This is a genomic window from Paramaledivibacter caminithermalis DSM 15212 (assembly GCF_900142245.1).
GTDB lineage: Bacteria > Bacillota > Clostridia > Peptostreptococcales > Caminicellaceae > Paramaledivibacter > Paramaledivibacter caminithermalis.
In genome coordinates, this window is record NZ_FRAG01000027.1 from 1 (window position 1) to 15723 (window position 15723).

A 15723-nucleotide genomic window follows, 5' to 3' on the forward strand; every position below is an offset into this window, starting at 1 on the left:
ATCTATTTCTTTGATAGAATATTTCTTATGAAGCTCCAGCATATGTTTTCCTCCTATCTTAATTTCTTAGTAGTTATTAATGATAGGTTAACATAATTTGCTGGGGTTTTTCTATTTGTAAATTTTAACTAGTACAACGAGTTAAAGTTATTTATTTTTTTCTGCAAAAGCTCTACATTTTCTACCAGAGCTTCTAAAGACAGCCATTGAAGGCATAAGTCTAGTTTTAAAGCCAAAATATTTACAACCTCTTGGATTATTTTTATCCCAAGTAATATAAAAATAATTACATTTAAAACAATCTATTCTTTTCTCTTTATACATATTACATCTCCTATTCTCCTGTTAGGGTAATAAAGCTGATTTGACTTTTATTTAGAAATCTTATGGGTAATCTACTGGTGCCTAATCCACTGTTAATATATAATAATATATCATTTTTAATTTTAAAAAGACCTTTATCATATCTTGGGAATAAGCCCTGACCAGGTGCAATAATACCCCCTATAAATGGAATTCGTATCTGGCCACCATGGGTATGACCGCATAATACTAGATCACATAGTAAATCCAATGATTTAAATATAATATTTGGAGCATGGGAAAGTAGCAAAGTAAAATTATTCTTATCAATGTTACTGAAGGCTTTTTCAATATCTTCATGGTTTGTATAAGGATCATCAATGCCACAGATATTTACAGAGAAATTATCATATTTATAAATCTCGTTAGAATTGTTTATAATTTTTATTTCTTTGCTTTTTAGTCCATATATAAATTCTTCGATTTTTTTATTTCTCCATTCATGATTACCAGAAACATAATAGATGTCTTTATTAATTTTCATCAAATCCTCTAATAAACTATAAACATTTCGAAAGTTAGTAGTCTTGGCATCAATAATGTCACCAGTAAGAGCAATAATATCAGGTCTTAGATTTTCAATCTTTTTTAATAGAGCAATATTATTATTTGAAAACTTTTTGTTGTGTAGGTCTGAAATATGAACTATTTTTATTTTTTTATTTTTAGGAATTTTTTTAGTATTTATAGTTATGCTTTCTACTTTTATTGTGTTTACCTCAAGGTGAATTCTGATAAACAATAAAATAAATAGAATTAAAAATATAATAAAAGTCTTTCTAAAATCCATTACTTTACCCCCATTAACATGTATAACTAATACTTAAATCTAATTTGTTAAACTAGTTAATTAAATTTTTTATCTTCCTAAATATTATCCTATTTTTCAATTAGTTACAACAAAATCGAGGTATATAAATATGAAAAAACTGCTATCCATTATTTAACATATGGTTGAGAGGAATATAACAATGAAATATGAGAAAAAATTTATAATGAATACATTAAAAACTTAGGGTGATATCATGAAGGATGTAGGACTGGTATTGCAAGGTGGAGGTATGAGAGGAGTTTATACTTCTGGCGTTTTAGATTTTTTTATGGATAAAGAATTATATTTTTCATATATTATTGCTGTATCTGCTGGAGCATGCAATGCTATAGCGTATATTTTAAAGCAAAGAGGATTTGGCAAGAGAATTTATATAGATTATATAAAAAAGAATAAGTATATAAGCTATAAAAATCTATTAACAAAGGGTAGCATTTTAGATATGGATTTTATATTCCACACTATACCAAATACTTTAGAACCCTTTGATTTTGAAAAAATTAAAAATTCCAATAAAAAATTTGTTATTACCGCTACCGATTGCAGCAATGGGCAACCTGTATATATAGATGTAGATAATTGTGATGATGTCATAACAGCTATTAAGGCTTCAAGCAGTATACCATTTTTAACAAAAACAGTAGAATTTGAGGAAAAAAATTTATTAGATGGTGCAATATCTGATCCAATACCTATAAAAAAGGCAATGGAAGATGGAAATCATAAGAGTATAATAGTTTTAACCAATGAGAATGGACATAAACAGAAACCATTTAAAATGAAAGGGTTGGCAAGAAAAATATATCCAGACTATAATGACTTAGTAAAGTCTATTTCTAATTGCCACAGAGTATACCATAAAACTATAGATTATATAAATGAACTGGAGGCTAAAAAAAAGGTTTTTATAATAAGACCAAGTAAGTATTTAAAGCTAAAAACCTTTGATAAAAATACTAAAAAAATTGAATCCCTCTATAAACTAGGCTATATGGATGCAGAAAATAAATATAATGAATTGATAGAATGGCTTAAGGTATAGGATAATAATATGTCATACTTGTAAAAGTATGGCATATTATTTTTATATATAGATTTCCCATAGTAAAACTTAATTTATACATATCAAAATATCCAGAGTTTTTAAGGATTTTTGATGTGTATAAATTAACTGTTTTACTGGAATATCTATAGATTTCCCATAGTAAAACTTAATTTATACATATCAAAATATCCAGAGTTTTTAAGGATTTTTGATGTGCATAAATTAACTGTTTTACTGGAATATCTATATGAATGGGTTGTAGATTTATTACTTAAGCCAAAAGGAAATATTAAAAACCCCTCAATACAAACAAGCATAAGGGGATAAGAGTTATAAAAATCTATAACTCAACCAACTCAAAATACCTCACCAGATGTATTTATTCTATGTAAAGGGGTGGTAGGTTATTCAAGACATTATTAGTGTAACAGAAAACAAATGTAAGCAATGTTATTCTTGTGTTAGGAATTGTCCTGTGAATGCTGTGCAGATTAAGAACGGACAAGCTAAAATACTTCATTCTAGATGCATAACCTGTGGTAAATGTGTAAAGAGCTGCCCACAAAATGCTAAGGTAGTGATAGACAATAAATCTAAAGCATTAAAAATTTTGGAGGAAAATGAAAAAATTATTGCTTGCTTAGCTCCTTCTTTTATAAGTAGTTTTTATCCTTATTCCTATAAAAAAGTTGTTGGGGCCCTTAAAAAATTAGGTTTTACTGAAGTTTGGGAGGTTGCAGTAGGAGCTGAGGTCTTATCAAAGCAATTAGATAATTTTCTTAATAAAAATCCAAATAAAACATATTTAAGCACAGCATGTCCATCCTTTGTAGCCATGATTGAAAAGCATTATCCAGAGCTTATAACACATTTACTACCCTTTGATTCCCCAATGATTGCTACAGGGAAAATTATACGAAAGAGTATTAAAGATAAGGGATTAAAGGTGATTTTTATTGGACCATGTATAGCTAAAAAAGCTGAAGCTATGGAAGCACAATTTAGCGGAATAATTGATTGTGTATTGACCTTTGATGAATTAAAGGACCTCTTTATAGATAATAACATACAAGTAAACAATTCGTTAGAAGAAGAATTTGATAATCCTAAATGTTCTAAAGGAAGATTATTTCCAATTGATGGAGGTATGATGTATAATTTAGAAATTGTAAAGAGGTTAAAGAGAAATGAATTTATATCTATATCAAGCCATAAGGATTGCATGGATTTAATAAATGTTATTTCTAAGAATAAAATATCAGCTAGACTCGTTGATGCTTTAATGTGTAAAGGGTGTATAGAAGGTCCTAAGATTAACAATAATTCAAATTATTATGAGAAAACCAAGGATGTATATGAATTTTATGAAAGTAGTTGTAATGATAAAGTAGAATTTAATATTGATGTAGATTTATTGAGGGAATTTAAGAATAAAAGGAATATACTTCCTTTTCCTTCAGAAGAAGAGATCAAAAGAATTCTAGAAAAGACTAATAAAGTATCTAAAGAGGATGAGCTGAATTGTGGTGCATGTGGATATAGTACATGTAGAGATAAGGCTATAGCTGTATGTCAAGGAATAGCAGAATTAGATATGTGTCTTCCATACTTATTATCAAAAAAGACAAAATTATTTGAAGAATTATCCGACAATTATAGAGAAATAAAAAGACTAAAGGATGAGCTTGAAACAATAATTGAATCCTCTTATGATGGTATTGTGGTGACAGATGGATTAGGAAAGGTATTAAAGGTTAATAAGGCATGGATTAGAATGGTCGGTTATGAAAAAATGGGAAATGATGAATTAGTACTTGGTATGGAAGAAAAAGGAGTTATCTTTCCTTCTGCCACTATGTTAGCCCTAAAGGAAAAAAGAAGGGTATCCTTCATTCAAAATTCAGCAAAGGGAAAAAAATTTTTAGCAACTGGTACTCCTATATTTGATGATAATGAAAATATAAGTAGAGTAGTTACAAATATAAGAGACATAGATGAACTCAATAAGCTACGAAAACAAATTGAAGAAACTATAAAACTAGAAAAATATTATTCAAAAGATAAAAGAATGGATAAATTGGATTTTAATAGTGAAAATATAGTTGCAAATAGTATAGAATTTGGCAAGATTCTTCAAATAGCAAGCAATGTTGCAGGTGTAGATTCAACAGTTCTTATTTTAGGGGAATCTGGTGTTGGAAAAGAGGTAGTAGCAAATTTTATTCATAAGCTAAGCAAAAGAAAAGATAAATCCTTTATAAAAATTAATTGTGGAGCTATACCTGAAAACCTTATAGAATCAGAGCTTTTTGGATATGAAACAGGAGCATTTACGGGTGCAAACAGAAAGGGGAAACATGGCTTAATTGAACTTGCACATGAAGGGACACTTTTTTTAGATGAAATAGGGGACCTTCCCCTTAATCTTCAAGTTAAGCTATTAAGAGTAATTCAAGAAAAGAAACTCATTAGACTAGGTGGAGTGATAGAGATAGATGTCAATGTTAGAATAATCGCTGCAACAAATAGAGATTTGAAGAAAATGGTTGATGAAAATAGGTTTAGAGCTGATTTATATTACAGGCTAAATGTAGTTCCTTTGGAAATACCACCTCTTAGGAAAAGAAAGTCAGATATTTTGCCTTTAAGCTATCACTTTATCAATATATTTAATAAGAAATATGGATGTAATAAGGATATTACATCTTCGGTAGAAAAAATATTATTAAATTATAGCTGGCCAGGAAATATAAGAGAATTAGAAAATATTATGGAGAGACTCATTGTAACTACTAAGGATGATTTAATAGATGAAAAAGATCTGCCAATTTTCCTGTTGGAGGAAGAGAATTCCTGTGAGAAGGTTAAACTTGAAGGCATATTGCCATTAAAGGAAGCCACTGAAATCTTAGAGAGAAAATTAATTAAAAGGGCATATAAGAAATATGGTACAACCTATGAAATGGCTGAGGCACTAGGAGTAAATCAATCAACAGTTGTAAGGAAAATACAAAAATATCTTAAAAGTAATGCGCTAAAGCATAATTAAATGCAGAGGCGCATTAAAAAAGCGTCCAAGGGCGCTTTTTTAGTTTGAAGTTATAAGTTGTACGTTCCAAGATTGGGGCCCAGCGTGTATAGCACACTTTTTTTATTGTATAGGATTCAAATTTTTTTTACAGAAAATTGCATGTCTGAATTCAAGTAAAATTAAGATACAGAGAGCAAATTCAAAATATTATTACTAAAATTTTAGAAGCATGAATTAAGATTTTTTAGACCTAAAAGAATGACTTTAAAACTTGCAACTTGGAACATGCAACTCAAAAAAGTACAAGCTGTTTGCAAAATTTGGCATAAAATATGCAACATATAAAAGTAACTAATAAAAAGGGGGGAAGGATATATGAGTTATAAGGAAATATATGATTCGCTGAGAAAAAAGGCAGAGGAAGCTATTGATAATAAAAGGAATGGAAAGATAAGGGTGGTACTAAATTATTCTATGTGTAGCGTCAGTGTAGGTGCAAATGAAGTACTAAAGGCACTACAAGAGGTTGTAGCAGAAGGACAATTTGATGATGTCATAATTGAGACTACTGGGTGTGCAGGACTTTGTTCAAAGGAACCAATCCTAGATGTATATATGCCCGATGGAGAAAGATACACCTATGAATTCGTTACACCTAAAAAAGCTAGAGCTATAGTTGTATCACATACCATGTATGATGAGCACATAGATAAATGGCTGCTAAAAATGTAAAGGAGGGGGAGGTGGCTATGAATATGGATAAAAGAATTATAAAAATAATAGAAAAAATAGGTAAAACCTCAGATAAACTCATAGAAATACTCCTTGAAGTACAAAAGCAATCAGATGAAAATTATATAACCGAAAAAGAACTAAAGATAATTTCAAAGGAGCTAAGAATACCATTAAGTAAGGTTTACGGAGTAGCTTCATTTTATTCAATGCTGTCCACCAAAAAAAGAGGAAAATATGTTGTTCAAATCTGTAACAGTGCACCTTGCTACGTAAAAAATTCAAAGGAGGTAGCCAAGTTCTTTGAAGCTGCCCTTGGAATAAAAATGGGTGAAATAACAGAGGATGGATTGTTTTCATTGGAGTTCACCAGCTGTATTGGAGCATGTGATTTAGCACCAGCAGTTAAAATAAATGAAGAAATTTATGGCAATCTTGACAGAGATAAGATTTATAAAATTATAGATTCCTTGAGAAAGGAGGAAAAATAGATGGTAAGCTTTGTATCAAGTTTATGTGGGAAGATTAGTCCTCTTTCCTTAAAGGAATATAAAGATAATGGTGGATTTGATGGGCTTCAAAAGGCTATTTTTCATATGAAGCCCCATGAGGTTGTAAAGGTTATAGAAGACTCAAATCTTAAGGGAAGAGGTGGAGCAGCCTTCCCAACAGGATTAAAATGGAAATTTATTTCAATGGAAAACAGTGATGAAAAATATATTATATGTAACGCCGATGAAGGAGAGCCTGGAACATTTAAAGATAAGATATTATTAGATGGCTGCCCCCTTCAAATTATAGAAGGAATGATTATTGCTGCTTATGCAACTAAGGCAAATAAGGGATATATATATATAAGAGGGGAATATCCTAAAACAAGAGAAATTCTTCTAAAGGCTGTTGAAATTTTAAGAGATGAAGGATATCTAGGAGATAATATATTGGGACAGGAATTCAGTTTTGATATTGATATAAGATCTGGAGCAGGCGCATATGTGTGTGGAGAGGAAACAGCATTGATTGAATCTATTGAAGGAAATCCAGGAAGATCAAGATTTAAGCCTCCTTATCCACCAAGTGAGGGATTATGGAGAAAACCTACCTTAGTCAATAATGTAGAAACCCTTGCAAATGTACCTCTTATATTGAGCTTTGGAGCCGATGAATTTAAAAAATATGGAACTGAAGGAAGCAGAGGTACAAAATTAATATCTGTATCGGGGAATGTTGTTAATAGGGGTGTATTTGAAATCGAGCTTGGTACCACTCTTAAGGAAATAATATATGATATTTGTGGGGGGACACTAAAGGATAAAAAATTAAAATTTATTCAGCTTGGAGGATCTTCAGGAGCTTGTATACCACAAAGTCTTTTAGATATTAGGCTTGATTTTGATGAGTTAAGGAAATATAGCATAGGCTTAGGTTCAGGAGCTATACTTGTGGTTGATGAGTCAACATGTATTATAGATTTTATAAAAAATACAATGGAATTTTTTAAGCATGAATCCTGCGGAAAATGTACTCCATGTAGAGAAGGGAATAGGCATATAATTAAAATATTAGATAGAATTCAAGGAGGAGAAGGAAGCGAAAGAGATATAGAGCTTTTAAAAAATATATCTCTATTAATGAAGGAAGCATCTCTTTGTGGTTTAGGTCAGGCTGCACCAACGGCTATCTTTACAACCCTTAAGTATTTTGGTGATGAATATAAGGAGCATTTAAAGGGGTATTGTAGATGTGGGATATGTGATATGAAGGGAAGGGAGGAATGTAAATGAAAAAAATAAATGTTAATATAAATGGAATTGATGTAGTTGTACCAGAGGGTACGACAATACTTAATGCTGCTAAGAAAGTTCACATAGATATTCCTACCCTATGCTATCATCCAGATCAAAAAATAAAGGGGAGCTGTAGAGTGTGTATAGTTGAAGTTGAGGGACAAAGCACTTTCTCAGCGGCCTGCTGTACACCAGTAAGGAATGGTATGAGAATAAAGACAAATACGAAAAAAGTTAGAGAGGCTAGAAAAACTATACTTGAGCTTATACTTGCTGACCATAATTGTGATTGTTTGACTTGTATAAGGAATGGAAATTGTGAGCTTCAGATTTTGTGTGAGGAACATAATATTGATACAATTTCCTTTGACAAGGTCGTAAAGTTGCTGCCAATAAATGATAAAAATCCAGCTATAGTAAGGGATGAAAGCAAATGTATTAAATGCGGTAGATGTGTAGAGGTATGTAATGAAGTTCAGGGAATAGGAGCTATATATAATATAAATAGAAGCTGTGAAATGAAGATTGGAACAGCATATGACAAAGAGCTTAAGAATGTAAAATGTACTTATTGCGGGCAATGTATAAATGTCTGTCCAGTAGGTGCAATATATGAAAAAAGTAATATTGATGAGGTGTGGCAAGCCCTTGAGGACGATAACAAGCATGTAGTAGTTCAAATGGCACCAGCCGTAAGGGTATCCTTGGGAGAAAAATTTGGGATGCAGCCAGGAAGTATAGTTACAGGAAAGATAGTTAGCTTTTTAAGAAAGATTGGTTTTGATAAAGTTTTTGATACTAATTTCACAGCAGATTTAACTATTATAGAAGAGGGTAATGAGCTATTACATAGGATAAATAATAATGGCAAGCTTCCTATGATTACATCCTGCAGTCCTGGCTGGATAAGATTTATAGAATATTTTTATCCAGAGCTTTTAGATCATCTTTCAACCTGTAAGTCACCTCAGCAGATGTTCGGGGCTTTAGCTAAAACCTATTATGCAGAAAAATTTAATATTAATCCAGAAAATATAGTAGTAGTATCAATCATGCCCTGCACAGCAAAGAAGGCAGAAGCCCTTAGAGAAGAGATGAGTGACAGTGGATATCAGGATATAGATGTAGTTTTGACAACTAGAGAATTAGCTAGACTTATTAAACAATCAAGGATTAGAATAGAAGAATTGAAAGAAGAAGATTTTGATTCTCCATTCGGCATAACTACAGGTGCTGCTGCTATATTTGGAGCTACAGGTGGAGTAATGGAGGCTGCCCTTAGAACGGTTTATGAGGAAGTTACTGGAGAAGAGCTTAAAAATATTGATTTTAAAAATCTAAGGGGGATTAATGGCTTTAAGGAAGGTACTGTAAAGGTTGGAGAAATAGATGTAAAGGTGGCAGTAGTTAATGGACTTAAGAATGCTCGAATGATTTTAGAAATGATAAAACAAGGTAAAGCAGACTATCACTTTATAGAAGTTATGTGCTGTCCAGGCGGTTGTATAGGAGGTGGTGGACAGCCAAGGGGAACTAATGATATTAAGAAAAAAAGGATTGAGGCTATATACAAGGTAGATATACAATCAGCTATCAGAAAATCCCATGACAATCCTGTAATTAAAACCCTGTATAAAGAATTCTTAACAAAGCCATTAGGATATAAATCCCACAAGCTGCTTCATACTCATTACAAGGATAGAAGTGATATATGATAAATATATTGAATAGATTCACTTGAGGTAAAGGTGGATTTATTCTAGGTCATTATTAAAAAAATATGACCGAAGCTAAGGAGGTGTTTTACCTTCTTAGTTTTATGTCTTTTTAAGACCCCAAAAAATATTCAGGAAAACGTTAATCATAGTCATATACCTTTGTTAATATACTTGTTTTTTTCTCAAAAATATAATATTGTATGATGAAAGAGAATATGATAAGTTTAAGCTAAAATAAAAGAGATATAGGCTGTTAGGAGGTGAAGTGTTTAATGAAGGAATTTAACTATCTAATAAACAAAGCTATAGAAGTGGCTGCAAAGGCCCATGAGAATCATTATAGAAAAGTAACGGATATTCCATATATAGTGCATCCTTTTGAAGTAGCCCTTGTGCTGCAGGAAAACGGAGCTAGCGAGGAAGTAATTGCAGCTGGAATACTGCACGATACCTTAGAAGATACTGAATTAACTAAAAAAGATATTAGAGAGATATTTGGAGATAAAATACTTCAACTGGTTTTAGGAGCTTCAGAGGAGCTTGAGGATAGAGAAAATACTCCTTGGAATGATAGAAAGCTCCACACAATAGAGTATTTAAAAAAGGCTTCAATAGATGTAAAGATGATTGCTTGTGCAGATAAACTGAGTAATATAAGGAGTATGATCAAAGGATATAGAGATATGGTAGATAAACTTTGGGATAGATTTAATGCCCCTTATGAAAAACAGAAATGGTACTATTATAGTTTAATAGATAGCTTAAAGGACTTGGAGGAATTTAAAATGTATAAACAGTTTAAAGAAGCGGTAGATTATTTATTCCAGTAATTTTGCAAAATATCTTTGTTTTTAGTATCTTTATATAGATATTCCAGTAAAACAATTAATTTATACACATCAAAAAATCCTTAAAAGCTCTGGATATTTTGATGTGTATAAATTAAGTTTTACTATTGGAAATTTATATAATAGACTAAAATTTTTACTAATGTTAGGAGAGATAATCGTGAGATATGAAGGTGCTGTATATAGACCACCAAGTGAAGCCTATAGTCTTATAGTACAGATAACCATAGGTTGTTCCCATAACAAATGTACTTTTTGTAGTATGTACAAGGATAAAGAGTTTAGAAAAAGAAAGACCCAGGAGATAATAGAAGATTTAAAAAATGCAAGAAAAGAGTATAGGAAAGTTAGAAGAATCTTTTTAGCTGATGGAAATGCTTTGGCTTTAAAAACAGAATATTTAAAGGAAATATTGCTATGTATAAAGGAATTGTTTCCAGAGTGTGAAAGAATAGGCATATATTCTGCACCAAAGGATATCCTGAGAAAGTCTTTAGAAGAGCTTAAAGAGTTACATAGTCTGGGTTTAGGCATTGCTTATCTTGGAGTTGAGTCAGGCAGCGATGAGATATTGAAGAAGATCAAAAAAGGAGTAACATCTCAAGAGATGATAGAAGCAGGGAAAAAAATATTAGCTTCTGGTATCAAATTATCTGTAACACTTATATCTGGATTAGGTGGGAAGGAGAAATGGGAAGAACATGCCATAGAATCCGCTAAAGTAATAAATAAAATAAAACCTCATTATCTAGGACTTCTTACGCTTTTACTTAGACTAGGAACAGAAATGTATGATGAAGTTAAGAAAGGTAAACTAGAGCTACTTAATCCAAAGGAAGTATTAAAAGAAACTAAGAAGTTAATAAGTAATTTAAATCTTACAAATTGTTTATTTAGAAGCAATCATGCGTCAAACTATGTATCATTATCAGGAACTTTATCTGTTGACAGGGATAAACTATTAAAGGAAATAGATGGTGGATTGAATGAGGAATATGATTTTAGGGATGAGCGTTTCAGGAGTTTATAAAGAATTAGGTACAGGTGTTAGAAAGAGAGGAAACTGTGTTGTTAAAAAAAGAGTTTGAAATTACTAAGTTAGAAACTCAAAAAAGAAATAATAACAGGATATCCGTATATATAAATAATAAATATGCCTTTGGTGTCCATAAAGATATAATATATAAATTAAATTTAGAAAAGGGAAAGCTTGTAGACCAAAATTTTATTGAAAAGATAATAAAGACAGAGGAACAGAAAAAAGCAAAGGATTATGCCATTAAAATATTATCCTATAGACCCAGAAGCCAAAAAGAAATAAAGGATAAGCTGGAACAAAAAGGATATGAAAATCAAGTGGTTAATAGAACTTTAGCATGGTTAAGAGAATATAAGCTTATAGATGATAAGGAGTTCGCAAAAGAATATATTAAATCTAAAGGGGAGAAGTATGGAGGAAGCAGAATAAAGATAGAGCTTATAAGAAAGGGAGTAGAAGAAGAAATAATAGATAGTGTTTTAAATGATAAATTAAATGATGAAAAGGAATATGAAATAGCCCTTGAACAAGCAAAGAAAAAAATGAAAGCCTATAAAGGAGATGAAAGAGAAGCTGTTTATAGAAAATTGGGATATTATCTTCAAAGAAGAGGATTTTCCTATGATATAATATCAAAAATACTAAGAGAGCTTCTTTAAGCAATTTATAAAAACGTGCTAAATTAAGACTTTTAAGAAATAAAGTAAAAAAAGTATTTACAATAAACTTTATAGTGATATAATATCTATGATGATGTTATAGGCACTTTAGACCAATGGAAAATCCATTGGTCTTTTAAGTAAATAAGTATGATATAATAAATTTTTGAAATTTTAGCAAATAGCCTAAAAACATTGATTGTTAAGATTTATATAAGGGTTATTTATTGAAAATTACAAAAGAAATATTATACTATTATAATATTATAAATAAAATGTTTTATGGTATAATGAAGTAGTTATGATAGTTTAAACTTAACGATTTTAGTTAATAATGGAAATATTAAAACACAATAGAGGAGGAAAAAATACTAATGGATTCAACAATAGTAAAAAAAGAAGGTAACAAGGTTACCTTACAAATTACTGTAAGGGCAGAAGATTTTAAAAAAGCTGTTCAGAAATCATATCTAAAAAACAGAAAGAAATTCAATATCCCTGGATTTAGAAAAGGCAAAGCACCAAGAAAAATAATTGAAATGCAATATGGAGAAGGAGTTTTCTATGAAGATGCTATAAATATAGTACTTCCAGAAAAATATGACAAAGCAGTAGAGAAGCATAATTTAGAGCCTGTTGATAGACCGGATATAGATATTGATAAAATTGAAAAAGATAAAGATTTAGTTTTTACAGCTACTGTAACTGTAAAGCCAGAGGTAAGCTTGGGTGATTATAAAGGTATAGAAGTAGAAAAAATTGAGTACAATGTAACTGATGAGGATGTAAATGAAGAAATAGAGAAAATGAGAGATATGAACTCAAGATTAATTAGTATTGAAGATAGACCTGTGCAGAAAGATGATACTGTTATAATCGATTACAAAGGGTTTGTTGGAGATCAACAATTTGAAGGTGGAACTGCTGAAAATCAAACATTAGTTATCGGGTCAAATACATTTATTCCTGGATTTGAAGACCAGTTAATTAATGCAAACGTTGGAGATGAAGTAGAAGTTAATGTTACTTTCCCAGAAGAATATCATGCAGAAAATTTAGCAGGTAAAGATGCAGTTTTTTATGTTAAGATAAAAGAAATTAAGTTTAAAGAATTACCTGAGTTAGATGATGAATTCGCTAAGGATGTAAGTGAATTTGATACATTAGAAGAATTAAAAAATGATAAAAGAAAGCAAATGGAAGAAATATCTAAAAACAGAGCAGAAAAAGAATTAAGGGAAAAGGTATTAGATAAAGTAGTTGAAAATGCTGAGGTCGATATTCCAGAAGCTATGGTTGATACAGAAATAGACAATATGCTTAGGGATTTTGATTTTCAATTAAGATACCAAGGGTTGGATTTACAAAAATATCTAGAATTTACTAAAGGTAATATAGAAGATTTAAGAAAACAAATGAAGGATGATGCATACAATAGAGTAAAAACTTCTTTAACTTTAGAAGCTATTGGAAAAGCAGAAGATATTGAGGTAACTGATGAAGATTTAGAAAAGGAGTTTGAAAAAATGGCAGAAAGCCATAAGACAACTGTAGAAAAGTTAAAAGAATCTTTTAAACAAGATAACTTTGGGTATATTAAGAATACAATTAAAGTTAGAAAAACTATTGACTTCTTAGTTAAAAATGCTAAAATTGCCTAATAAAGGATAAGGAGTGATTTTATATGGCTTTAGTACCTGTGGTTGTTGAGCAAACTAATCGTGGGGAAAGATCCTACGACATATATTCAAGGCTGCTTAAAGATAGGATAATATTTTTAGGGGAAGAAGTAAATGATCACACTGCGAGCTTGGTTATAGCTCAGTTAATGTTTTTAGAGGCTGAGGATCCAGACAAGGATATTCATCTTTACATAAATAGTCCAGGTGGTTCTATTACTGCTGGAATGGCTATTTATGATACTATGAATTTTATTAAGTGTGATGTGGCAACATATTGTATAGGAATGGCAGCAAGTATGGGAGCATTTCTTCTTGCGGCTGGTGAAAAGGGAAAAAGATTCGCTCTTCCAAACTCAGAAATAATGATACATCAGCCCCTTGGTGGTACAAGAGGTCAAGCAGAGGATATAAAAATACATGCTGAAAGAATTATAAAAATGAGAGACAAAATAAATAAGATATTGAGTGAAAGAACAGGGCAACCTTTAGATAGAATAGCTAAAGATACCGATAGAGATAACTTTATGGATCCTAAGGCAGCTTTAGAATATGGATTGATTGATAAAGTTATCACTTCTAGGAAATAACACAAGAGAGGTGTAGCGATGTCTAGATTTGATGACAGAAGTAAAAGCAAGCTAAAATGCTCTTTTTGTGGCAAATCACAGGATCAGGTTAAAAGGCTTATAGCAGGTCCTAATGTATATATATGTGATGAATGTATAGAGCTTTGCCAAGAAATTATTCATGAAGAATTTGAAGAAAATTTCGATATGGGAACATCTGATCTTCCAAAACCTAAGGAGATAAAGGATATCTTAGACGAATATGTAATAGGTCAAGATATGGCAAAAAAAGCTTTAGCTGTTGCTGTATATAATCATTATAAAAGAATTGACCAAGACATTAAGAGTGATGATGTAGAACTGCAAAAGAGTAATATATTATTACTTGGTCCTACTGGATCAGGTAAAACCCTTCTTGCTCAAACATTAGCTAAGATACTAAATGTTCCATTTGCTATTGCAGATGCAACATCACTTACTGAAGCTGGGTATGTAGGAGAAGATGTTGAGAACATTATTTTAAAGCTTATACAAGCAGCTGATTTTGACATAGAAAAGGCAGAACGTGGTATTATTTATATAGATGAGATTGACAAGATTGCTAAGAAATCTGATAATCCTTCTATTACTCGTGATGTAAGCGGCGAAGGTGTACAACAAGCACTACTTAAAATACTTGAAGGGACTGTAGCAAGTGTTCCACCTCAAGGAGGAAGAAAACATCCCCATCAGGAGTTTATACAAATTGATACAAGCAATATATTGTTTATTTGTGGTGGAGCCTTTGATGGGATAGAAAAAATAATCCAAAAACGTATTGGAAAGAAGGCTATGGGCTTTGGTGCTGATATTCAAAGTAAAGCCCAGATGAATATAGGTGACATTCTTAAAAAAATTGAGCCAGAAGACCTGTTAAAGTATGGTTTGATTCCTGAGTTTGTGGGAAGGGTACCTGTCGTTGTATCCTTGCATGAATTAGATGAAGAAGCACTTGTGAGAATATTAGTTGAACCAAAGAATGCTTTAATAAAGCAATACAAAAAATTATTTGAGTTAGATGAAGTTGATGTGGAATTTGAAGAAGAAGCTCTTAAGGCAATTGCTAAAATGGCAATGGACAGAAAAACTGGAGCAAGAGGCTTAAGAAGTATATTAGAGAATGCTATGTTAGAGGTTATGTATGATATACCATCTAGAGATGATATCAAAAAGTGTATTGTGACAAAAGAAACAATAGATCAAAAAATTCCACCTACATTAGTCCTTATAGATCAGAAAAAAAAGAAAAAGAGAAAGGAAAATGAAGAAACTGCTTCATAATCAAATAATTAATTATAGGGCGAGTCAAGAAGGCTCGCTTTCTTGATATCTATTCAAAGGTATAAGTATAAAAAAAATGCAAAACATATTACTAATGATTG

Annotated in this window: 14 protein-coding genes; 12 read left to right on the top strand and 2 right to left on the bottom strand. The window is 31.1% G+C overall.

Annotated elements, in window-relative coordinates; all coding sequences use genetic code 11:
- Window positions 1-147: 147 nt before the first annotated feature.
- Both BUB36_RS11115 and BUB36_RS11120 read right to left on the bottom strand, forming a co-directional pair.
- Window positions 148-324 (bottom strand): uracil-DNA glycosylase, encoded by a 177-nt coding sequence (locus tag BUB36_RS11115; protein ID WP_073149983.1) that lies wholly within the window; start codon window positions 322-324, stop codon window positions 148-150.
- A gap of 10 nt (window positions 325-334) precedes the next feature.
- Window positions 335-1153, bottom strand: a complete 819-nt coding sequence (locus BUB36_RS11120) for a metallophosphoesterase (RefSeq protein WP_073149986.1) — start codon at window positions 1151-1153, stop codon at window positions 335-337.
- A gap of 235 nt (window positions 1154-1388) precedes the next feature.
- Between BUB36_RS11120 and BUB36_RS11125 the strand changes: the two genes are divergently transcribed.
- The 12 genes from BUB36_RS11125 to clpX all read left to right on the top strand — a co-directional run bounded on the left by BUB36_RS11125 (window position 1389) and on the right by clpX (window position 15622).
- On the top strand, window positions 1389-2237 hold the full coding sequence (locus BUB36_RS11125) for a patatin-like phospholipase family protein (RefSeq protein ID WP_073149989.1): 849 nt from the start codon (window positions 1389-1391) through the stop codon (window positions 2235-2237).
- 421 nt (window positions 2238-2658) lie between these two features.
- A complete protein-coding gene (locus BUB36_RS11130; protein ID WP_278247830.1) occupies window positions 2659-5289 on the top strand; it encodes a sigma 54-interacting transcriptional regulator in 2631 nt (876 codons plus the stop codon).
- 357 nt (window positions 5290-5646) lie between these two features.
- Window positions 5647-6003 (top strand): (2Fe-2S) ferredoxin domain-containing protein, encoded by a 357-nt coding sequence (locus BUB36_RS11135; RefSeq protein WP_073149994.1) that lies wholly within the window; start codon window positions 5647-5649, stop codon window positions 6001-6003.
- A gap of 17 nt (window positions 6004-6020) precedes the next feature.
- Complete coding sequence (locus BUB36_RS11140; RefSeq protein ID WP_165613075.1) at window positions 6021-6494, top strand: NADH-quinone oxidoreductase subunit NuoE family protein; 474 nt, start codon at window positions 6021-6023, stop codon at window positions 6492-6494.
- The gene (locus tag BUB36_RS11145; RefSeq protein ID WP_073149996.1) at window positions 6495-7787 is read left to right on the top strand and encodes a complex I 51 kDa subunit family protein; all 1293 of its coding nucleotides are present in this window, start codon (window positions 6495-6497) and stop codon (window positions 7785-7787) included.
- Entirely contained in the window at window positions 7784-9505 is a 1722-nt protein-coding gene (locus tag BUB36_RS11150) for an NADH-dependent [FeFe] hydrogenase, group A6 (RefSeq protein ID WP_073149999.1), read from the top strand. The genes BUB36_RS11145 and BUB36_RS11150 overlap by 4 nt, the downstream gene beginning before the upstream one ends.
- Before the next feature lie 275 nt (window positions 9506-9780).
- Window positions 9781-10338 carry an HD domain-containing protein gene (locus BUB36_RS11155; RefSeq protein WP_084111975.1) on the top strand — a complete coding sequence of 186 codons (558 nt, stop codon included), beginning with the start codon at window positions 9781-9783 and terminating at the stop codon, window positions 10336-10338.
- A gap of 178 nt (window positions 10339-10516) precedes the next feature.
- Window positions 10517-11386, top strand: coding sequence for a radical SAM protein (locus BUB36_RS11160; protein ID WP_073150002.1), 870 nt, complete (start codon window positions 10517-10519; stop codon window positions 11384-11386).
- A 38-nt stretch (window positions 11387-11424) separates the two neighbouring features.
- Entirely contained in the window at window positions 11425-12054 is a 630-nt protein-coding gene (locus BUB36_RS11165) for a regulatory protein RecX (protein WP_165613076.1), read from the top strand.
- Between the two features lie 374 nt (window positions 12055-12428).
- Window positions 12429-13715: a trigger factor gene (gene tig, locus BUB36_RS11170; protein WP_073150008.1), complete on the top strand. Its 1287-nt coding sequence runs from the start codon at window positions 12429-12431 to the stop codon at window positions 13713-13715.
- 23 nt (window positions 13716-13738) lie between these two features.
- Window positions 13739-14323 (top strand): ATP-dependent Clp endopeptidase proteolytic subunit ClpP, encoded by a 585-nt coding sequence (gene clpP, locus BUB36_RS11175; protein WP_073150011.1) that lies wholly within the window; start codon window positions 13739-13741, stop codon window positions 14321-14323.
- 18 nt (window positions 14324-14341) lie between these two features.
- The gene (clpX, locus tag BUB36_RS11180; protein ID WP_073150014.1) at window positions 14342-15622 is read left to right on the top strand and encodes an ATP-dependent Clp protease ATP-binding subunit ClpX; all 1281 of its coding nucleotides are present in this window, start codon (window positions 14342-14344) and stop codon (window positions 15620-15622) included.
- The last annotated feature ends 101 nt before the right edge of the window (window positions 15623-15723 follow it).